Origin of the sequence: Buchnera aphidicola (Schlechtendalia chinensis) (genome assembly GCF_001648115.1) — a bacterium.
Taxonomy (GTDB): Bacteria; Pseudomonadota; Gammaproteobacteria; order Enterobacterales; family Enterobacteriaceae; genus Buchnera_B; species Buchnera_B aphidicola_N.
The window spans coordinates 112,250-134,654 of record NZ_CP011299.1; the positions used below are offsets into that span (position 1 = coordinate 112,250).

Annotated in this window: 22 protein-coding genes and 1 tRNA gene; 19 read left to right on the forward strand and 4 right to left on the reverse strand. The window is 25.8% G+C overall.

Features of this window, described 5'->3' with window-relative positions:
- The 3 genes from tilS to XW81_RS00535 all read right to left on the reverse strand — a co-directional run bounded on the left by tilS (position 1) and on the right by XW81_RS00535 (position 2,856).
- On the reverse strand, positions 1-1,305 hold the full coding sequence (gene tilS, locus XW81_RS00525) for a tRNA lysidine(34) synthetase TilS (RefSeq protein ID WP_075473902.1): 1,305 nt from the start codon (positions 1,303-1,305) through the stop codon (positions 1-3).
- Positions 1,306-1,354: 49 nt separating this feature from the next.
- Positions 1,355-1,427: transfer RNA gene (locus tag XW81_RS00530), tRNA-Val, on the reverse strand.
- Between the two features lie 67 nt (positions 1,428-1,494).
- Positions 1,495-2,856, reverse strand: coding sequence for an MATE family efflux transporter (locus XW81_RS00535; RefSeq protein WP_075473904.1), 1,362 nt, complete (start codon positions 2,854-2,856; stop codon positions 1,495-1,497).
- Between the two features lie 271 nt (positions 2,857-3,127).
- Between XW81_RS00535 and XW81_RS00540 the strand changes: the two genes are divergently transcribed.
- From XW81_RS00540 to tyrS, 10 genes are all read left to right on the forward strand, one after another.
- Positions 3,128-3,736, forward strand: coding sequence for a riboflavin synthase subunit alpha (locus XW81_RS00540; protein WP_075473906.1), 609 nt, complete (start codon positions 3,128-3,130; stop codon positions 3,734-3,736).
- A 133-nt stretch (positions 3,737-3,869) separates the two neighbouring features.
- Positions 3,870-4,448: an electron transport complex subunit RsxA gene (rsxA, locus tag XW81_RS00545; RefSeq protein WP_075473908.1), complete on the forward strand. Its 579-nt coding sequence runs from the start codon at positions 3,870-3,872 to the stop codon at positions 4,446-4,448.
- Positions 4,445-4,966 carry an RnfABCDGE type electron transport complex subunit B gene (locus XW81_RS00550; RefSeq protein WP_075473910.1) on the forward strand — a complete coding sequence of 174 codons (522 nt, stop codon included), beginning with the start codon at positions 4,445-4,447 and terminating at the stop codon, positions 4,964-4,966. Before rsxA ends, XW81_RS00550 begins: the two co-directional genes overlap by 4 nt.
- Positions 4,967-5,051: 85 nt before the next feature.
- Positions 5,052-5,189, forward strand: coding sequence for a hypothetical protein (locus XW81_RS02880; protein WP_228860885.1), 138 nt, complete (start codon positions 5,052-5,054; stop codon positions 5,187-5,189).
- Positions 5,190-5,203: 14 nt separating this feature from the next.
- Positions 5,204-6,586, forward strand: coding sequence for an electron transport complex subunit RsxC (gene rsxC / locus XW81_RS00555; RefSeq protein WP_228860894.1), 1,383 nt, complete (start codon positions 5,204-5,206; stop codon positions 6,584-6,586).
- Positions 6,587-6,644: 58 nt separating this feature from the next.
- Positions 6,645-7,706 carry an RnfABCDGE type electron transport complex subunit D gene (locus XW81_RS00560; RefSeq protein WP_075473911.1) on the forward strand — a complete coding sequence of 354 codons (1,062 nt, stop codon included), beginning with the start codon at positions 6,645-6,647 and terminating at the stop codon, positions 7,704-7,706.
- The gene (rsxG, locus tag XW81_RS00565) at positions 7,706-8,341 is read left to right on the forward strand and encodes an electron transport complex subunit RsxG (RefSeq protein WP_075473913.1); all 636 of its coding nucleotides are present in this window, start codon (positions 7,706-7,708) and stop codon (positions 8,339-8,341) included. Before XW81_RS00560 ends, rsxG begins: the two co-directional genes overlap by 1 nt.
- Positions 8,334-9,038, forward strand: a complete 705-nt coding sequence (locus XW81_RS00570; RefSeq protein WP_075473915.1) for an electron transport complex subunit E — start codon at positions 8,334-8,336, stop codon at positions 9,036-9,038. Before rsxG ends, XW81_RS00570 begins: the two co-directional genes overlap by 8 nt.
- Positions 9,019-9,660 (forward strand): endonuclease III, encoded by a 642-nt coding sequence (gene nth, locus XW81_RS00575; protein ID WP_075473916.1) that lies wholly within the window; start codon positions 9,019-9,021, stop codon positions 9,658-9,660. Before XW81_RS00570 ends, nth begins: the two co-directional genes overlap by 20 nt.
- Positions 9,661-9,944: 284 nt before the next feature.
- Positions 9,945-11,219: a tyrosine--tRNA ligase gene (gene tyrS, locus XW81_RS00580; protein WP_075473918.1), complete on the forward strand. Its 1,275-nt coding sequence runs from the start codon at positions 9,945-9,947 to the stop codon at positions 11,217-11,219.
- A gap of 52 nt (positions 11,220-11,271) precedes the next feature.
- On the opposite strand, the gene XW81_RS00585 is transcribed toward tyrS, so the two are convergent.
- On the reverse strand, positions 11,272-11,598 hold the full coding sequence (locus XW81_RS00585; protein WP_075473920.1) for a HesB/IscA family protein: 327 nt from the start codon (positions 11,596-11,598) through the stop codon (positions 11,272-11,274).
- 476 nt (positions 11,599-12,074) lie between these two features.
- On the opposite strand from XW81_RS00585, the gene ydiK reads away from it, so the two are divergent.
- From ydiK to yajC, 9 genes are all read left to right on the forward strand, one after another.
- Complete coding sequence (ydiK, locus tag XW81_RS00590) at positions 12,075-13,190, forward strand: AI-2E family transporter YdiK (protein WP_075473922.1); 1,116 nt, start codon at positions 12,075-12,077, stop codon at positions 13,188-13,190.
- Between the two features lie 578 nt (positions 13,191-13,768).
- Positions 13,769-14,815, forward strand: coding sequence for a 3-deoxy-7-phosphoheptulonate synthase (locus tag XW81_RS00600; RefSeq protein WP_075474420.1), 1,047 nt, complete (start codon positions 13,769-13,771; stop codon positions 14,813-14,815).
- A 183-nt stretch (positions 14,816-14,998) separates the two neighbouring features.
- A complete protein-coding gene (thrS, locus tag XW81_RS00605) occupies positions 14,999-16,927 on the forward strand; it encodes a threonine--tRNA ligase (protein ID WP_075473926.1) in 1,929 nt (642 codons plus the stop codon).
- 3 nt (positions 16,928-16,930) lie between these two features.
- The gene (gene infC / locus XW81_RS00610; RefSeq protein ID WP_075473928.1) at positions 16,931-17,476 is read left to right on the forward strand and encodes a translation initiation factor IF-3; all 546 of its coding nucleotides are present in this window, start codon (positions 16,931-16,933) and stop codon (positions 17,474-17,476) included.
- 78 nt (positions 17,477-17,554) lie between these two features.
- Positions 17,555-17,752, forward strand: coding sequence for a 50S ribosomal protein L35 (gene rpmI / locus XW81_RS00615; protein ID WP_075473930.1), 198 nt, complete (start codon positions 17,555-17,557; stop codon positions 17,750-17,752).
- Positions 17,753-17,790: 38 nt separating this feature from the next.
- Positions 17,791-18,144: a 50S ribosomal protein L20 gene (gene rplT / locus XW81_RS00620; protein ID WP_075473932.1), complete on the forward strand. Its 354-nt coding sequence runs from the start codon at positions 17,791-17,793 to the stop codon at positions 18,142-18,144.
- A gap of 213 nt (positions 18,145-18,357) precedes the next feature.
- Positions 18,358-19,338: a phenylalanine--tRNA ligase subunit alpha gene (gene pheS, locus XW81_RS00625; RefSeq protein ID WP_075473934.1), complete on the forward strand. Its 981-nt coding sequence runs from the start codon at positions 18,358-18,360 to the stop codon at positions 19,336-19,338.
- A gap of 16 nt (positions 19,339-19,354) precedes the next feature.
- Complete coding sequence (pheT, locus tag XW81_RS00630) at positions 19,355-21,760, forward strand: phenylalanine--tRNA ligase subunit beta (protein ID WP_075473936.1); 2,406 nt, start codon at positions 19,355-19,357, stop codon at positions 21,758-21,760.
- Between the two features lie 221 nt (positions 21,761-21,981).
- The gene (yajC, locus tag XW81_RS00635; RefSeq protein WP_075474421.1) at positions 21,982-22,314 is read left to right on the forward strand and encodes a preprotein translocase subunit YajC; all 333 of its coding nucleotides are present in this window, start codon (positions 21,982-21,984) and stop codon (positions 22,312-22,314) included.
- Positions 22,315-22,405 lie beyond the last annotated feature (91 nt).

Sequence of the window (22,405 nt, forward strand, 5' to 3'; positions counted from 1 at the left end):
TTAGTATTTGTTTTGTATCCAAGACAGTTTCCATTCTTTTATATTTGTATGACATTTTTTTTTAGACACGACAAAAACTCCTAACGCGCTTATTAATTCATTGTTATAAAATAGTAAAGGAATTTTATTTCGGTTCCATGGAGCAATTCCGTGATCTTGCCATATTTTCTTAATAGGTTTTCGCATCGAGTTTCCTTGAATTAAAATTTTCCCAGATGTTTGAAAACGGATGTTGATTAGTTCATTTGGTTTTGGCAAAGGGAGTATAGTTCCAAATTTATTTTGTGTAATACATCCTAAATTATGAGGTAGTTTTAAACTAATCATGGGTTTGTACCACATGATAATCAAATTTTTTATGCAAGGAATAATTTTTATTAAATGCAAATTACTTTTATATCGTTTTACTTCGTAATCTCCGATTTTAATCTTTGCTTTAGAATCTTTTTTGGATAAGATTATTTCATAGTATATTTTTTTTACAACTTTATGTGAGGGAATTATATAACTGTTTGATTTTATCCACGTTCTTAACAAAGAGTATATGGTGTCCGGAAGTAATTTTTCAAAGTTTTCAATATCTAAGATTGAGCTTAATATAAGATATTTATCAAGATTATTTTTTAAAATAGGATCTAGAATTTTTTTTTCTTTTTTTAAAATAAAAGAACTTTTTGCACAATTTTTTATAAAACTTGGCCATCTTTTTGTAAGAAGTGGTAAAATTTTATGTCTTATGAAATTTCTATCATGTTTAACATCGTAATTACTTTCATCTTCTATCCAGTTCACATTATTTTTTTTTATCCAATTCTCGATTTTTGATCGTGGTGTTTTTAATAGTGGTCTTACAATAAGTTGTTTTCCGAATAATTTGCTTTCATATGGTATTCCGCTTAATCCTGTTATTCCACTTCCTCTTTTTAAAGCTAATAAGAAAGTTTCACACTGATCGTTCAAGTTATGTGCTGTTAAAATTATCTCTTTTTGGAATACTTGTTCATATATTTTTTTATAACGTTCTAATCGAGCAGACGCTTCTATTCCTATTTTATTTTCTTTTACTTTTATTTTTTTAATTATTAATGGAATGTTGTGCTTTTTACACACGTCATAACAATGTTTACTCCATTTTCCCGAATTTTTGTTTAATTGATGGTTGATGTGGATTGCTCGGAACTTTAATTTTGGATTATTGTCTTTTATTCTTAATAGTTTAAAAAATAAAAAAGTTGAATCTAAACCTCCGCTATATGACAGTAAAAACGAAAGATTTTTTGTTTTTTTTATATATGTTTCGATCATTAGGATTTAATTTTTTCAAAATTTTAAAATTAACTATTTTAAAAATTTATGTGTCTGAGTGGATTTGAACCACTGACTTCCACCTTGTCGTGGTGGCACTCTACCAACTGAGTTACAGACACAAAAAAATATATAAACTAATATTATATTTAGTTTTTTTTATTTGCAATATAAATTTTTATTAAAACACTAATTTTTACATATTTTCGATATAGTACAAAGAGATAATATTCTATAAAAAGTCATCATTGATGATGCAACTAGTGAAATAAAGATTCCAATCCAAAAGCCTGTTGCTCCTATTCTTGGTATGATAGTGTCGGTTAATGCTAACAAGTATCCGATAGGAAAACCTAGAATCCAGTAAGATATACATGTAATTATAAAGATCATACGAGTATCTTGATAACTTCTTAAAATTCCGTTTCCTATAATTTGAAAAAAATCAAAAGTTTGATATGCTGCTGCGATTAGCATTATTTCTTTTGTTTTTTTTATAATATTTGTGTTTTTGGAATATAAAGAAATTATATCGTTACAAAATATAAAAATAATTATTGATATTATAGTAGATAAAATTAGTCCTATAGTTTGTGATGATATAACAATAGTAGAGATTTTTTTTGAGTTATTTTTACCTAAGTAGAACCCAATTCGAATACTGGCTGCTGTTCCTATTGAGAGTGGAAGAACAAAGATAAATGAACTAACATTCAAAACAATTTGATGTGCTATGATTTGATTAATATTTAAAGATGCTATTAATAATGTTATTAGAGTAAATAATGAAACTTCGAAAAATAATGATAAGGCAATTGGCAGTCCTATTTTTGATAAATTTTTAATAATTTTCAAGTTGGGTAAATATGTATAGTTTTTTATGCAATTTTTTTTTAAAGTTGAAAAACTGTTTTTAGTTATTTTTTTCATTAATAAAAACATGAACCAATATATTATTATTGTAGAGAGAGCACATCCTAGATGTTTAAAATGAGGTAGTAGTATTTGTTTTTGTACTAATAAATAGTTTATTGTTATGTTTGAAATAAGTCCTATTATTCCTACTATCATAGCTGGTTTAGGTTTGGACAATCCTTCACATTGATTTTGTATTACTTGGAAGTAGAGATAGCCTGGAGTACTCCATAGCAACGTTCTGATATAACTAATACTTTTCTGTTCTATTACCGGATTAACGTTGTTTGTTATATTGATAATATAGTGAGAATTCCAAAGAATTATCATAATTATTATTGCAATTATCGTTGCTATCCAGTATGCATTTATAACTTGATTGTGAATTTCATGTTTTTTACCTGAACCATTCATATATGATATTGCAGGTACTAAAGATGATAGTAATCCATGCCCAAACAAAATGATTGGATACCAAATTGATATTCCGATTGAAATAGCAGCGATGTCAGTGTCACTTAGAGATTGTACTACAGTATTGTTCACTAATCCGATACTAATTTGTGATATTTGTGCTAACATAATAGGGGCAATTATTTTAAACAAGTTTTTCATTTCTATTAAATATTTTTTCATTTCTAACCTTTTATATTATGAAAGCTTTTCGCGATAAAAAGTTAAAGATTTAATAATAAGACATGTTATTTAAAAGTTTTCGATTTTTTAAAGCTGTATTTCATGCTTTCTATTATAATTGTGTTTATTTTCAATTTTTTTTGAGTTAAAGTAAGTATACGTTTTTTTTATATGGAAGTAGTTAATATTAATTAAATGTAATTTAAAGTATTTTTTAGTAAAGTTTTAGGCTTAAAAAAATGTTTTTGTATTATATGACATTAGGAATTATATGTTTACTGGAATTATTCAAGATATTGCAAAGATAATACGGATAAGAAAATTTGATAATTTTATTAAATGGGTCTTACAATTTGATAAAATTAGTACTAAAACGTTATTATTAGGATCCTCTATATCATGTAATGGATGCTGTTTGACTATTAATGAAATTGAAAATAATACAGTAAGTGTTGATCTTGTTCAAGAAACTCTAAAATTAACAAATTTTATAAACTTTGTCGAGAATCAAGAAATTAATATTGAAAGATCTGTAAAATTTGGAGGAGAAATTGGAGGTCATTTAGTATCTGGACATGTCATGACGACTGCAAAGATTTCAAAAATTGTTGTTTCTAATTATAATAAGGAAATATGGGTAAAATTAGATAACTTTTTTTTTATGAAATATATTTTTTACAAAGGTTTTATATGCATTGATGGAATAAGTTTAACAGTTGGAAATATTAATAAAAACGTATTTTGTGTATCTTTAATTCCAGAAACATTGTCTCATACTACTATTGGAAAAAAAAGACTTGGAGATTTTGTCAACATAGAAATTGATTATCTTACTAAAGTGATAGTAGATAGTACAAATCGATTAATTTCAAATATTTAATGAAAATATTTTAGATATATGTATTATAAAAGAGTAATATAAAAGTTTTTAGTATTTTCCTGGATTCGCGAGAAGTTTTTAGATGTTTATTTTTTTGGAATTTAAAATTTAAAATTTAGGTGTATATTAAACTGTGAATTATTTTTCATTTTTTTTAAGTAATATTTTAGTAAACAATTTAGTTTTGACACAATTTTTAGGATTATGTCCGTTTATGGGGACGTCCAAAAAGTTTGTTTCTGCAATGGGGTTAGGATGTGCTACTGTTTTTGTAATAACGTGTACATCAATTATTATTTATTTAATTAATTCTCATGTCTTAGTACTGTTAAATTTAGAATGTTTAAGAATTATGACTTATATGTTGATAATTTCAGTTAGTGTGCAAATTGTTGAAATAATAATGAGAAAAGTTAGTCCTGTTTTGTATAGGTTATTAGGTATATATTTATCCTTAATAACTAGTAATTGTTCAGTATTAGCTATACCTTTATTAAGTTTGCATTTAAATTTTAGTTTTTTTGAATCATTTTTATACGGGTTAAGTTCTTCTATTGGATTTCTTTTGATTTTAGTTATTTTTTCTAGTATAAGAGAACGTTTATCTTTGTCTGACGTTCCTATTCTATTTAGAGGAAACCCGATTGCTTTAATTACGGCTAGTTTGATGTCTGTTGCGTTTATGGGATTTAGTGGCTTAGTAAAAACATGATTTTTTTTTTATATTCTATACTTTTTTTTAGCGCTTTGAGCGTTTGTTTAGGATTTATAGTAAATTTTGTAACATATAGATTTCATATAGATGCTGATCCTATAATAGAAAAAATTGATGAACTTCTTCCTCAAACACAATGTGCACAATGTGATTATCCTGGGTGTTACTCTTATGCTGTTGCAATTGTGGAAAAAAATGAAAAAATAGATAAATGTATTCCTGGTGGAAATGAAACAGTTTTAAAAATTGCAAATTTGTTAAATGATGATACGTTGCAGTATGATAATTTAAATTCTTCTGGAGATACTTTTTTTAAAACAGCTGTAATTGATGAAGAAAATTGTGTTGGTTGTTCTAAATGTAGACTAATTTGCCCTGTAGACGCTATAATAGGAACTTATAACTTTACGCATACAGTTGTTAAAAATATGTGTACTGGTTGCAATTTATGCATTTCTTTATGTCCTACTAATTGTATTAGAGAAAAAATAACATACAATGAAAATTTTCACTAACTTTTTTAATAAGTGTGGTAATTTAGCTAATAAAGTTATAAAACTATATTTTAATTGTATTAAAACAATATTTTCCCCCAAAAAAATGAATGATTTTTATGGAGGAATACATTGTAATTCTATGAAAAATAGCTCATGTTTTTCTAAATTAAGTTATATTCCTCTTCCAGAAACGTTCACTGTTTTAATAGATCAAGAATTAGTTTCAAAAAAAAAATTGTAGTATATATAGGACAAATAGTCTTTCGTGGTCAAGTTTTAGCCTTAGGTAACGACGATATTGCTCCAATTCATTCTCCTACGTCTGGTACAATTTCTAGTATTTCTAAAAATAAGTTTAATTTTTATTCAGGGAAATATTTTGGTGTTATTGTTATTAAATCTGACGGAAGAGATGCGTGGGGTCATCGAGTTTTTAGAAAAAATTATAAAGATATTAGTATTAATACATTTATTAAATTAATTTATGATCATGGAATTATTGGATTAGGAGGTTCTGGATTTTTATCTTCTAAAAAGATAGAATTTTCTATTGGAAAAGTACATACTTTGCTAATAAATGCTGCTGAAAGTGAACCTTATGTTCAATCAGATGATTGTTTAATGCAAAATTTTTATAAAGAAATAGCTGAGGGATGTCAAATTATTGCATGTATTTTAAAAATTGAAAGCGTTGTAATCGCTATAGAAGATGATAAGAAATTAGCATTTATCAAGATTAAAAATGCAATTAAATCGTTTCCTAATTTCAAAATACGAAAAATAAAAAATAAATACCCTTCAGGGAGTAGTAAACAATTAATCAAAACTTTATTTAACAAAGAAGTCCCGTTAGGAAAACGTTCAATAAGTTTAGGGATACTTATATTTAATGTTTCTACTATTTTTTATATTAAAAGAGCAATTTTAAATAGCGAACCATTAATAGAAAGGATTATAACTCTTTCAGATGCGCAGCTGTTGTATCAAAAAAATGTTTTAGTTAGAATAGGTACTCCAATTAGCTACATATTATCAAAGTTTAATATTAAAAATTCTTCTATCATTTTAGGTGGACCGATAACTGGATTCATTATTGATGATTTGAATTTTCCAATTTTAAAAACTACTAGTAGCATTTTGAAATTCAAATCGGATTTTGTGGAAAATTTATTAGAACTTCCATGTATTCGTTGTACAGCTTGTTCTAAAGCGTGTCCAATGCGATTATTACCGGAACAGTTATATTTTTATAGTAAGTCTTTTGATCATGAAAAATCAAAAAGATATCATATTAATGAATGCATTGAATGTGGAGTATGCGAACAAGTATGTCCGAGTAACATTCCTCTCTTAACGTATTTTAAAAAAGAGAAATTAGAATTAAAGAAATTAGAGTTTCAGAATGATATGTCTAAGAAATTTAAGAAATTGTTTATGCTACGTCAACGTAGAGTGCATGCTTCAGGATTGATTAATGAAAATATTATATATTCTAACAATGTTATAAAAGAAAAAAGAAACGATAGTATTAGACATAAAGTTTGTGAATCTAATTCTTTTTTAAATTCCCAACATATAATGAAAATAAAACTTGAGTCTGCAATAAATAGAGCTAAATTAAAAAGAAATATTAAGTAATTATTATTTACTAATGGTAATGTTGTAACTTAATGAAATTACAATATTAAGAAAAGTTATGAATTATAGGTATACTAAAATTAGTGATATATATTTTTGTAGAAGTACTAATAATATTATGTTGTTAGTGATATTGTCTATTCTTCCTGGAATAATAGTAGAATTTTATTATTTTCGAGTAGCAATTTTAATACAGATTTTTTTATCTGTTTTTTCGTCAATAATCTTTGAAATAATTTTTTTAAAGTTGCGAAAGAAAATATTAAAATTTAATTCTTGTGATATATCTTCAGCAATGTTAACTGGAATTTTATTAGGACTTAGTTTACCTATTTTTTCGCCATGGTGGATATCTATTATAGGTTCTTTTTTTGCAATTGTTGTAGCTAAGCAATTATATGGAGGGTTAGGTAACAATGTATTTAATCCTGCAATGTCAGGATATGCAATATTATTAGTTTCTTTCCCTGTGGTAATGACTAATTGGACTTTTCAAAATAATTTGGGATTTGCGAGTGTTCTAAATTTTAAAGACGTTATATCAATTATTTTTTTTACTAATTTGGAAGACTATTACGGAACGTTTTTAAAATTTTTTGAGATGTCTAATTTTATGACTCAAGTTACTCCTTTAGAACAGATAAGAATACGTAATAAGAGTGTTGTATTTAACGTAGATTCGTTTACTTCTTTCTTAGATAGTATTTGTTTTTATCGTCATTGGATAATTATTAATTTTAGTTTTTTGATAGGTGGACTATTTTTGTTGATAAAGAGGATTATTTGTTGGAGAATACCATTTGGTATTCTATCAGTTTTATTTGTTTTTTATTCGATCGATTTTTTTTATTTTGGATCTACGAAAATTTTTCCATTAGTACAGTTATTTTTAGGTAGTACTATGATTGGAGCTTTTTATATTGCAACAGACCCTGTAACTACTTCAGTTACTAAATTAGGACGCATAATATTAGGATTTTTTATCGGAATTTTAATTTGGGTTATTAGGAGTTTTGGTGGATATCCTGATGCGATATCATTTTCGATATTGTTATCTAATTCTATTGTCCCGTTAATAGATTATTATACTCCACCTCGGATTTATGGCAAAGTGAAATAATGACTTTTTTAAATAGAAATAATTTTTCTATATTAATATTATTTGTTGCTTCTATTATTACATCAGGTAGTGTAATTTTAGTGTATGCATTTACTAAACCTAAAATAATTTCTCAACAAGAAAATTATCAAAAAATGGTTTTAAATTTTGTTATTCCTCAAAAACTTCTTCTAGGAACTCAAACTTCATGTTATACAATAAATAACATTTTGTTGGGAGATAACGAAAATCATCAGTTTTGGATGATTAAAAAGAACAACGTTTTGAAAGCTTTAATTTTTAAAGTAGTAGCTCCGGATGGATATTCAGGTGATATAAAAATAATCATATCTTTGAATCCGAATAAAAAGATATTAGGCGTTCGTATATTAGATCATCATGAAACTCCGGGATTAGGAGATAAGATTGATGTTAGAATTTCAAATTGGATTACTAAATTTTCAGGTATCACTGTTTTGGGATTAAATGATCCTAAATTCTCTTTAAAGAAATATGGTGGTAGTATTGATCAGTTTGCAGGAGCTACTATTACTCCATTAGCGGTAATTAATGCAATTAAACGTACTGTAAATTTAACACAAAAGTTAATATTTAACAGCTCAAACTTTAAACGTTGTGATTTTAATCATGAATAATGTTATTAAAACTTTTTGTTGTGGAGTATGGACACAAAATTCTTCGTTAGTACAATTATTAGGATTGTGTCCTATTCTTGCGATTACTACAAATATTACTAGCGCATTGGGTTTAGGTATAATTACAACATGTGTTTTAGTTATTACAAATGTTATTATATCAATATTTAAATTTTGGATACCAAAAAATATTCGTATTCCTATTTATATAATGGTTATTAGTTCTGTGGTTAGTTGTTTTGATATGTTAATACATGCATATTCATTAAGTTTATATCAATCTTTAGGAATTTTTATTCCTTTGATTATTACTAATTGTGTTATATGTGGAAGAGCTGATTTTGTTGCTATAAATAGTTCTGTGTTAGTATCTTTTTTAGATGGATTATTTGTAGGATTAGGATCAACGTTAGCAATATTTTTTATCGGGTTAGTTAGAGAATTATTTGGTAGTGGGACATTATTTTTTGGTATTGAAAATTTATTTGGATCTTGGTCTAAAATTCTTTATGTAAAAATAATTAAAGTTGATTATGTTATGTTGTTTTTTTTGTATCCAGCTGGTGCTTTTATGGTTTTAGGATTTATTTTAGCTGGAAAAAATTTTATAGATAAAAAAATAAATTTTAATAATTATAATCATTGTTCTAAAAAATCTAAATTACAATTTGAAAAAAATGAGAAATTTAAATCTTAATAGATTAAATAGAATTTTAATTATTTTTTCTAAGATTAATCCTAAACCAAAAATAGAGCTAACATTTTCTTCAGATTTTGAGTTGTTAATTTCGGTAATATTGTCAGCACAGTCGACTGATCGTATGGTAAACATAGTTACTAAAAATTTATACAAACATACAAACACTCCAAAGTCTTTTTTGCTTCTTGGGGTAGATAATCTAAAGGATCTAATAAAGTCACTAGGTTTATTTAATAAAAAATCGCGTAATATCATTCAAACTTGTAGTATTTTAATAAATAAGTTTCATGGTAAAATACCGAACAATATGTTTGATTTACTTTCTTTGCCTGGAGTTGGAAGAAAAACTGCAAATATAATTTTAAATAGCATTTTTAAAAAAAATACAATTGCAGTAGACACTCATGTTTTTAGAGTATGTAATAGAATAGGATTTGTGAAAGAGAAAAGAATTTTAAATATGGAAAAGAAATTATTTGACATTGTTCCTGAAAAATTTAAGTTTCATTTTCATAATTGGTTTGTTTTGCATGGTCGCTATGTGTGTAAATCTAAACATCCGAAATGTTCTTTATGCATAATTAAAAATTACTGTGAATTTAAATATAAAAACTTTTAAAATGAAATATTGTTTGAAATTTATATTTCGTATTATTTTTGAACGTTGTGATTTTATAAAAAAGTAAAAAAATCAAAAATATTTTTAGATAATTTAATTTAAAATTTGTGTTAATAACAATGTATAGTTCGTATTATAAAATTAAGATTATAATAAAAATTATTTCGAACAAGTTTTTACGAACTTTGGCACAATATATTAAAAATTTTTGTTGGTTTAATATTGACATAATAATATTATATTAACAACAATTATTGTATTTTGATGTAATAAAAGGATATTGAATGCACAAAATTAACTTAATTAATGAGTTTAAAGTAAGAAATTTAATAGCACAAATTACAAATGAAAAAAAAATAATTCATGAAATTAATAACAAAAGCATTTCTTTGTATTGTGGTTTTGACGTAACTGCAGAAAGTTTGCATATAGGGCACATTTTGCCATTATTATGTTTAAAAAGGTTTCAAGAATTTGGTCATAAACCTATTGCTTTGATTGGTGGTGCGACTAGCTTAATTGGTGATCCTAGTTTTAAAACATCTGAAAGGAAATTAAATTCATTAGAATTAGTTAGTATTTGGAAAAATGCTATTATCGAACAAATATCTTTATTTCTAGATTTTAATATTCATAACAGTGGTAAAACAATTATAGATAATTATGAGTGGTTTAAAAATTTTTCTTTGTTAAAGTTTTTACGCATTGTTGGAAAAAATTTTTCTGTTAATAAAATGATTTCTAAAGATGCGGTTAAAAGAAGAATTAATCGTTTAGATTCAGGGATTTCATTTACAGAATTTTCATATAATTTGTTACAAGCCTATGATTTTTCTATTTTATACCGTAAACATAACGTTATTTTACAGGTTGGAGGATCGGATCAGTGGGGGAATATTATATCTGGAATTGATTTGGTTCGAAGATTATATGGTAATGAAGTTTTTGGGTTAACACTTCCTCTTTTAGTTAAAAAAAACGGAATTAAATTTGGAAAAACAGAGAATAACACAATTTGGTTAGATAAAAATAAAACTAGTCCTTACAAGTTTTACCAATATTGGATTAATATTTCTGATTATGACATATGTAAGTTTTTAAGGTTTTTTACAAATTTAGATATTTTGAAAATAGATGATATAGAATCGTGTAACTCATATATAGAACTTAATAAATATAAGTTGTTTCTTGCAGAGTATTTAACTAAATTAGTTCATGGTGAGAATGGTGCTAAATCTGCTAAACGAATTTCTTCATATTTATTTCATAGTAACTTTGTAGATATAAAAAAAACGGATTTTTTTCAATTAGAACAGGATGGTATCCCTTCGGTGAAAATTTCAGGAATACGTGATTTGAAACAAGTGTTAGTTGATTCTTCTTTGTCCGTATCTCGAACTCAGGCGAAAAATATGATTTTGGCTAATTCAATTGCTATTAATAATATAAAAAAAACTGATGATATGTATGTTATTTCAAAAAATGATATCCTTTATGGAAGATATACGTTGTTATCTAGAGGGAAGAAGAAATTTTGTTTGATATGTTGGGAGAATTAAATTTTTTTCGAGTTTGAAGTGATCTTGAAAATTTTTTTAGAATTTGTAATGTTTAAATGTTAAAACTTTCTCCACATCCACAGAAATCTTTAATTTTTTTGTTTTTAAATTTAAAATTATAATTTAATCCTTCTTTTTCAAAATCTATTTTTGTTCCGTTTAACATTAAAACATGTTTTGAATACGCCGAGATTATTATGTTACTGTTTGAAATTAGACAAACATCATTTTTATCGATTGCTTTTATGAATTTCATATAGTATTTCATTCCAGCACATCCTGATTTCTTTATGCCTAATTTAATTCCAATTTTATTTTCTTTTTTCATTAATTTTTGGATTTGTTGTATTGCCTTACAACTTATAGTTATATTTGTCATATTTTTTTGAGATAGTTTAAAATGGTTATTTTTTTTATGTTTTCTTTAAAAAAGTATATTTAATACATTTTAATAAAACAAGTTGAAAAATCATAATATAGTTATTAATGTTATTAAATTTTTTTAAAATTTTAAATTTTTTAAATGTTAATATATTTTATTAATTAATGAAACATGAAAAATTAAATATTATGATGTTTTTTATTGTTAACGATTATATTAAATTTTTTGATTATATTCAATATATTTTAATCGACGAAACATTCGTATTAATGTAATATAAGAATTATATGTACTATAATTATACTGTTATAGTATACATATACTTTTAAAGCGTTTTTAAGTTTATTATTTATGACAATTTTTTTTTAAGAAACATATTTAACTATATTCTATATAGTACATTTTTTAACAAATTTTTTGGACTATTATATGCATAAACTGCAGTTAAGAAAATATAAAGGTGTAGTATTTATATGCGAAATAAACGAGAAGGTATAGATTTTCCTCAAGCTATTTTTTCTCTAATATTTATTATAATTATGATATTTTCTAGTTTGTGGATTATGCGACCATTTTTTTTGGGGTTTGCATGGGCTAGTATGGTAGTAATAGCAACGTGGCCTATATTTTTAAAACTTAGATTTTTACTGTGGAATAGTAGAGTGTGTGCTGTTATAACAATGATTTCTATCTTGTTATTAATTTTTATTATTCCAATTTTTTGTTTAGTTAACAGTTTAATTGATAATAGTACATCAGTAATCAGTTGGTTAAGTTCAGAAAATTTAAGATTTCCAGATTTTTATTGGTTACAAGATATTCCTATTATCGGAGAAAAATTATTTTTAAGTTATCAGAAATTGTTAGACGAAGGTGGTGCTGAATTAATTACTAAAATACAACCTTATATGGGTAAAACTACTGAATTTTTTATTCTTCAAGTAGGTCATTTTGGTAGATTTGTTATTCATTTAATTTTAATGTTAGTTTTTAGTTCTTTATTATATTGGAATGGTGAAAGAACAAAAAATATAATTAGACATTTTGCTATTCGTTTAGGTTCTAATTCTGGAGATTCAGTTGTTTTATTAGCTGGTCAGGCTGTTAGGGCAGTAGCTTTAGGTGTCGTTGTTACAGCATTAGTTCAAGGTATTTTAGGAGGTATAGGATTAGCTGTTTCTGGTATTCCTTATTCTTCTTTACTAATGATATTGATAATTATTTTTTGTTTAGTTCAATTAGGTCCATTACCTGTACTAATTCCAGCAATTGTATGGTTATATTGGAACGGTAACACTACTTGGGGAACAGTCTTGCTAGTATGGAGTTGTATAGTATGTGTTTTAGATCATATATTACGTCCTATTCTTATACGTATGGGTGCTGATTTACCAACTGTATTAATTTTATCAGGAGTTATAGGTGGATTAATTGCATTTGGTATGATTGGTCTATTTGTTGGACCGGTAGTATTAGTTATATCATATCGTCTTATTTCTTCTTGGATGGATGAAATTCCAGCTCCGAGTTCTTTATCGAAAGAATCGAAAAAACATTTTTTATTAAAGAACAAAATTAAAAATAAGTAATAATCTGTATTATTTAGGACTATTTTGAGTATGTCTTTTTTAAAGATTAACTCATATTAGAAATATGAAACTATTTCTATTGGTTCTTGAAGTGTTTTTATAATTTATTAATGATTATTATTCATAATAAGAAAATTTTACATAATGTAAATTTAATAATAATTATAATGAAATAGCGAAGTACTTGTAATATTCATGCGAATTAATATTAAATTTAGAGTTTATAACCATTTTAGAGTTACAATTTTTGTACGTTTTTTTGAAAATATATTTAAATATTACATATGTATATTTAAAATATTTTTAATTTTTTAAAAATATATGAGTTTTAGAAAATATGGTAGTTATAATAGTAAAATTTAATGGATTCAAAAATTTTTTATTATATATACATAACAATTTTACAATTATTTTCAATAAAAATGTTTTTAGAAACAAATTTATAGAAATGTTTTATACAGAATATTTTTTAATTATTGTTTTTATCTTTAACATGTACTGTTACAAAATTTATAACCAATATTTTTTTTAATAAAATTATTGTTTATATTGTATGTAAAGGAAATTTAGAGAAAAATATGAAGAAAACAGATGAATTGAGAACAATACGAATTGATCCATTAATTACTCCAGTTGAGTTAGCACACCATTATCCGATTACTTCTTCTATTATGGATACTGTTATTAAAGCTAGAAAGAATATAGCTAATATTATGACAGGAACTGATTCGCGTTTGTTAGTTGTAATAGGCCCATGTTCAGTACATGATCCTTTAGCTGCCGTAGAATATGCACAAAGATTAAATGAATTGCGAAAAAAATATTTTTCTCGTCTTGAAATTGTAATGCGTACTTATTTTGAAAAGCCGCGTACTGTAGTAGGATGGAAGGGACTCATTTCAGACCCTGATTTAGATGGTAGTTTTCGTGTTAATCATGGTTTATCAATAGCTAGAAAGTTACTTTTAGATATTAATTCATTAGGTCTCCCGGCTGCTACTGAATTTTTAGACATAGTTATTGGACAATTTATAGCAGATTTAATAAGTTGGGGTGCAATAGGTGCGAGAACTACTGAAAGTCAAATTCATCGTGAAATGGCATCTGCGTTATCTTGCCCGGTAGGATTTAAGAATGGAACTGATGGAAATATACGCATTGCAATAGATGCTATTCGTGCTGCTAGTGTTAAACATTTGTTTTTAGCACCTAACAAGCATGGAAAGATGACTATAAATCATACTAGTGGAAATCCATTCGGTCATGTTATTATGCGTGGAGGAAAATCTCCAAATTATCATGCTAAAGATATAGATTTAACTGTAAGGTATTTACAAGAATTTAATCTTCCAGAATATTTAATGATTGATTTTAGTCATGGAAATTGTTTAAAACAACATAGACGCCAATGTGATGTAGGGGAATCGATAGCTAAGCAAATAAGAGATGGTTCTACTGCTATATTTGGTGTTATGATTGAGAGCTTTATAGAAGAAGGTTCTCAAAAAGTAGTTGATGAAAAAAAATTAATTTATGGAAAATCAATAACAGATCCTTGTTTAGGATGGAATGATAGTATATATATTCTTAAGCAGTTAGCAAATGCTGTGAATAGTCGATTTTAATTTTAATTGTTATATGGCGATTTTAATTAATATTTTTTAGTTATGTAATTAGTGAATATATAAATTCAATTTTTAAGATTTAATATTTTTATTTAATTTTTTATATTTTTAAATTTAAACATAATAGTTTATATTTTACTCTTCGATAGAATACAGTCAATAAAATGTTTCTAAGGGTTTGAAATGCCGGTTATTACGTTATCTGATGGACGTAAATTAATATATAACAGTTCTGTTTCACTTTTTGAAATTGCAAATGATATTTCACCAAATTTAGTAAAAAATTTTTGTTTTGGAAATGTTAATGATATTAGTCTAAGTAGAGATACTATCATAAGTTATGATGCTTATGTCGAAATTATTTATAATAATAATTTAACTTTTTTAAACATTATACGAAATACTTTTATTTGCATTTTAGGACACGCTGCAAAAGAACTTTGGCCGAACGTAAAAATTGGGACAGGTTCTGTCATAGAAAATGGATTCTATTGTGACATAGAATGTGACTTTGTGTTTACGAGTTCACATATGAGTTTATTAGAATCTCAAATGTTAAATGTTTGTAAAAGAAAATACAAAGTTTGTACCCATAAAGTTACGTGGGAAAAGGCACACAAGATTTTTCAAGAGCGTTCTGAAAAATATAAGTTATTAGTTTTAAAAAATGATTTTGATGGTAATAAATCCGTTTCTTTGTGCTTTCATCAAAATTATGTTGATTTTCAATTTGACATTGCCGTTCCGGATGTATCTTTTTGTAAATATTTTAAATTACTAAAATTTTCTGGTGTGTATTGGGATAGGAATAAAGAAAATAAAATTTTACAAAGAATTTATGGAACTGCTTGGGCTTCATCATGCGATTTGAAAAAATATTTAGAGTATATAGCACAGTCTGAAAAACGTGATCATAGGAAATTATCCAAAAGGTTAGATTTGTATCATCTTCAGGAAGAATCCCCGGGTATGATTTTTTGGCATCATAACGGAATGATCATTTTTCGAGAATTGAAAACACTTATACGAGAAAAGTTGCAAAGATATTGTTATCAAGAAGTCAAAACACCATCAATTATGGATATAAAGATTTGGGAAAAGAGTGGGCATTTAGACAATTATCAAGACCTTATGTTTATGACAAGTTCCGAAAAAAATGTATATGGAATTAAACCTATGAACTGCCCTGGTCACGTGCAAATTTTTAATAATGTTCTGCATTCTTATCGAGATCTTCCTGTTCGTATTTCGGAGTTTGGAAGTTGTCATAGAAATGAACCATCAGGTTCTTTACATGGATTAATGAGAATTAGGCATTTTACACAAGATGACGCTCACATTTTTTGTAGAGAAGATCAAGTTTGTGATGAAATTAGTAATTGCATAAAAATGATTTATGATGTATATGAAGTATTTGGTTTTAAAAAAATTTTAGTGAAATTATCAACTCGTCCTGAAAATAGAATTGGAAGCGATGCAATTTGGGATAGAGCTGAAGATAATTTGAAGTTTTCGTTAAAAGAAAATAATATATTATTTGAATATCAAAAAGGAGAAGGTGCATTTTATGGCCCGAAAATTGAATTATCATTACTGGATTGTTTAGGAAGAGTTTGGCAGTGTGCAACTATACAATTAGATTTTTATTTACCTATGAATTTAGGGGCTTTTTATATTGATGAAAATAATGCGAAAGTAGTTCCAATAATAATTCATAGAGCAGTTTTGGGTTCTATCGAACGATTTATTGGGATTTTAATAGAAGAATATTCTGGAAATTTTCCAACATGGATATCTCCTGTTCAAGTAGTAATTATAAGTGTAAATAGAAGTCATATTAAATATGCTGAGAAATTATTTAATAGTTGGTTTTATTTAGGTATACGAGTAAAATTAGATGTAAGAAGTGAAAAAGTTAGTTTTAAGATCAGAGAATGCATTGTAAAAAAAATTCCATATATTGTTATTTGTGGAGATAAGGAAGTAGCTAAAAATAAAGTTACTTTTAGAACTCGATCAGGAAAGAACGTTGAATTAGTAGACATACAATATTTCGTTTCAAAATTGCAAAAAGAAATTGTTAACCGAAGTTTACATCTTTTGGAGGAATAAAGTATTAAAGTCGTAAAGAAAATTCAAATATTAAAACCAAACCGTATAAATAATGAAATTCGTTCTTCTAAGGTACGTTTAACTGATATTCATGGAGAACAGATTGGTATTGTTGCTTTTCACGAAGCTTTAAAGAGAGCAAAAGAATTAGGAGTAGATTTAGTTGAAATTAGTCCGAATGCTGAACCTCCGGTATGTCGTATTATGAACTATGGAAAGTTTTTATATCAAAAAAGTAAATCTATTAAAAAACAGAAAAAAAAACAGAAAGTAGTGAACGTGAAAGAAATAAAATTCCGTCCTGGTACTGATGAAAGTGATTATCAAGTTAAGCTTCGTAATTCTATACGTTTTTTAGAAAATGGAAATAAAGTTAAAATAACTTTGCGTTTCCGAGGACGTGAAATGGTACATCAACAGATTGGTGTAAAGGTATTGAATCGTATTAAAAATGATTTATTAGAATTATCTTTAGTAGAAGTGTTTCCCTCTAAAATAGAAGGTCGTCAAATGATTATGGTTTTAGCACCTAAAAAAAAGCAGCAATGAAAATAGTATTATTTTACTAAACTTTATTTAATTATGGTTAATTATATTTGTTATATGTATTGTTAACGGAATATTGAAATGCCTAAGATAAAAACTTTGCGTAGTGCAGCTAAACGTTTTACGAAAACTGCATCTGGTATGTTTAAACGTAAACAAGCCAATTTGCGACACATTTTAACAAAAAAATCTTCTGATCGCAAAAGGCATTTGCGTTCGAAGGCAATGGTTTCTAAATGCGATCAAAAAAAGATACGTCTATTTCTACCTTATTTATAAAGTAAATTTAAATTCATGTTAAAAGAGTATAACATAATATGGCTCGTGTAAAACGTGGAGTAAATGCTCGTTATCGTCATAAGAAGATATTAAAGAAAACTAAAGGTTATTACGGTGCACGTTCGAGAACGTATAGATCAGCGTGTCAAGCTGTTATTAAATCAGGGCAATATTCTTATCGTGATCGTCGTCAAAAAAAACGTCAATTCAGAAAATTATGGATTTCTCGTATTAATGCTGCGGTACGTGAGAATCAAATTTCTTATAGCCGATTTATGTATGGATTAAAGAAAGCATCGATTGACATTGATCGAAAAATGTTGTCTGATATTGCTATTTTTGATAAAACTTCTTTCGATTTATTAGTAAGGAGTTCAAAAAATGCGTTGTAAAAATTATTAATTTATAAAAAATAGTAATTATTTTTCTTAAATTTTAAAAATTTTAAAAAATTATTAGGTTTTTGCATAATTTATGACTTATGCTGTTTTAAATTTTAAAACAATTTTAAAAAGCTTCCAACTTGGAGGCTTTTTTAACAAAAAATTTTTTATGTTTTTAAAAGTTGTATAAATTTAATATTCTATATAATAAAGAGTAACATTATGTTTAATTCTTTAAAGTGCATCAAATCGATAACGTTAGAAATTCAGAAAACTAGAACTTTAGACGAATTGGAATTGTTAAGAGTTAAATATTTAGGAAAAAATGGATATATTCCTCAACAAATGCTTGTATTGAAAAGTACGTTTTTAAAAAAAAAAAAATTTGGAGTTATATTAAATAAATTAAAAACTGATTTATTAACTGAAATTGATAGTCATAAAAAAAAATTAGAATTGTGTAACATTAATATATTTGAAAAAAAAGAATTTATTGATACGTCTATGCATGGACGTAGAAGTAATATTGGAACGTTACATCCAATAACTACAATGATTAACAAAATAGAGAATTTTTTTTTAAAATTAGGTTTTAAAATTGTTCAGGGTCACGAAATTGATGATGAATATCATAATTTCGATGCGTTAAATATTTCAAAAAATCATCCATCTAGAACTGATCATGATACTTTTTGGTTTGATTCAAATAGATTACTTCGTACTCAAACTTCTAATATGCAAATCAGATCAATGAAAGAAATGAGTTTACCAATTAAAATTATTGTTCCAGGAAAAGTTTATAGAAATGATCATGATACTACTCATACTCCTATGTTTCATCAAGTAGAAGGATTATTAATTGATCGAAATGTAAATTTTTCTAATTTGAAATGGATTATTGAATCATTTTTAGGTTGTTTTTTTAATAATAGTTTGAAGATTCGATTTCGACCTTCTTATTTTCCTTTTACTTTTTTATCCTCTGAAGTGGACATTTTAGAGAAAAATAATAGATGGTTAGAAATATTAGGTTGTGGTATGGTACATCCGAACGTGTTAAAAAATGTTGGTATTGATTCAAAAATATATTCTGGTTATGCTTTTGGGTTAGGAGTAGAAAGAATTTCTATGCTTCATCATGGTATTTCAGATATCCGCATTTTTTTTGAAAATGATTTAAAATTTCTTAAACAATTTAAATAAAAGTGAGTGTTTTATAATGGAATTTAGTGAACAGTGGTTTCGAGAATGGATAAATCCTACTGTCGATACTGATTCATTATGTGATCAAATGACAAAATTAGGATTGGAAGTGGAAAAAGTTGTTAAAATTTCAAATGTATGTACCAATTTAATTGTCGGTGAAGTAGTTAAACGTTCAAAAAATTTCTTTTCTATTGAATTTTTATTGATAAAAGTGAATATTGGTAATAATAAGTTTATTACAGTTGCATCAAGATATTTTGATGTTGTAAAAGGGATGAAAGTAATTATAGCTACTGAGAATTCTAAATTGTTTAATGATAAATTTCTAAATTTAATACGTTCGAGAAGTTTGGAATGTGAAGGAATTATTTGTTTTTGTGAAGATATTGGTATTATAAATTTTAAAAAAAATACTATAATTTTGCCACTTAGTTGCGAGGTTGGTGTAGATGTTAACAAATGTTTATCTTTAGATGATAATATTATTAAAATCAGTAGTACTCCTAATCGTTCAGATGCATTAAGTATACTAGGGATAGCAAGAGATATTGCAGTATTGAACAATTTATCTAGTCCTCGTTTAAAAAAATATTTAAATTCTGTGGACAATTTTCAAAAAACAGAAATACTAATTGATGCTTCAGACGTATGTTTACGATTTTTTGGACGTATTATAAGTAATGTGAATGTCAATAAGAATACTCCCTTTTGGATATTAGAAAAATTAAAACGTTCTTCTATAGAACCTTCTAATATAATTGCTAACATTATTAATTATGTACTAATAGAAGTAGGTCAACCTTTATATATTATAAATTTTGATAGTATTTTAAAAAAAATTGTTATACGTCGATCTTATAAAGGTGAAACTATTTTAGTTAATAAAAATAAAAATCTTGTTATCGAAAATAATTCAATAGTAATTACGGATGAAGAGAAAGTACTAGCTTTAGGTGGGCATATTTATTCTTGTGTTTCTGAAGTAAATTTAAAATCAAATAATTTATTTATGGGTTGTGCATCTTACAATAATTTAGATATTTTTAAAAAGTATCATCATTATGGATGTAAAAATTTTTTTACAGAACGTTATGATAGAGGTATAGATTTTAGTATACAGCCGGAAGCTCTAGAATATGCTACTTATTTAATTACAAAATTTTGTGGTGGTAGAGTTAGTAATGTTATAGGGAAAGTTGACTTTAAAAAAAAGTTTAGTCAAAAATTCATTAAACTATTCCGAAAAAAGTTGTATGAAATTACTGGATGTGTCATTAGTGATGAGTCAGTGAGTTGTTATTTAATAAAATTAGGTTTTAAGATAATTTTAAATAAAGGTTGTGAATATTGGTTAGTACAGCCTCCTAGTTGGAGATTTGACATTAATATAGAAGAAGACGTTATTAGCGAATTATTTCGAATGTATGGATATGATAAAGTCCCTATTTTTCCTATGTCTACATGTTACAATGTTCCATGTAACGATGAGTCAGATACTTTACTAAATAGAATAAAATTGTTTTTAGTTGATAGAGGATATAATGAAATTATTACATATGGTTTTGTTAATCCTGATCTTCAAAAATTATTATTTCCTGACATACCTTTATTGTGTTTGTCTAATCCTATTTCTCGAGAAATGTCATCTATGAGAGTTTCTTTGTGGATTGGTTTATTGTCAATTGTGTCTTATAATCAGAATAGACAAGAGAAAAAACTGCGCTTTTTTGAAAGTGGTTTATGCTTTATGAAAGATCCAAAAGAACGTTTAGGTATTAAACAGAGTATGTATTTGTCTGGGATATTAAGTGGACGTATAAATGATCTTCATTGGGATGTTATAGATAGAAAAGCGGATTTTTATGATGCTAAAGGTGATGTAGAATCTATTTTAGATTTACTTGGTAAATTGAATTTAGTAAAATTTAAAAGTTTTAAAGTTCCAGGATTACATCCTAACCAAAGTATTGCTATTTATTTTAAAGAAAAAATGGTGGGAATGATAGGAACTATTAACCCACATTTAGAAAAAAGGTTATCTTTAAAAGACAGAACTATCGTTTTTGAGTTAATATGGGATGATATTGCTTCTTTAAATAGTACGTGTTTCAAAAAAATTTCTGAGTATCCAAGAAGTATTAGAGATATTTCTATTATTGTAGATGAAACTATTGCTGTAGGAGATATTATTTTAGAACTTCAAAATTCTTTTTTTAAGAATATTGTTGATATAATTCTGTTTGATGTTTTTCGAGGAAGTAATATAGGAATAGGTAAAAAAAGTTTAGCTTTTCAATTAGTATTAGAGAATAAAGAAAAAACGTTCACAGAAGAAGAAATTTCAAAAATTTTAAAACGATGTATTGCAACATTGGAATCAAAATTTAATGCAGTTTTAAGAAAAAGTGTCGCACAGTGATTTCTACAAAAATATAATTTTGAACATGTTTATCGCATGTATATATCAATAAAATAGTTCTTTAATATTAGGAAGTTAATATTTTTTTGAAATTTAAATTTTTAAAGAAAGTATTCGATATTAGTGTATTTTTATATTTGTTTTTAAATGAATTTTGTATATATTATAGGTTTAATAATTTTAAAAAATTTTTAATATATATTCAATATGAGGAAAACGTTATGAACCTTTTAATTTCTGATGCTTTTGCTTTTGACAATAATATTCATAATAATAGCCTGTATTCTTTATTAGCAATGTTATTATTTTTCGCATTAATTTTTTATTTTATAATTTATAGACCACAGAATAATAAAATTAAAGAACATAAAAAGCTTCTTGAGTCTCTTGTTGTAGGTGATGAAATATTAACTTCTAGCGGGTTTTTGGGAAAGATTAAAAAAATCACTACAGTTGGATATATTATATTGGAATTGAACAAGAACGTTGAAGTTTTAATAAAAAGTGATTATGTTTTGTCAATATTACCTAAAGGTACTTTGAAAATTATTTAAAATGTTAACTCTTTAAAAGAATTTCTTTTTGATAGATAGTTATTTTTGTGTTTAAATTATTAATACAAACTATCGTTTATTGAGAATAATT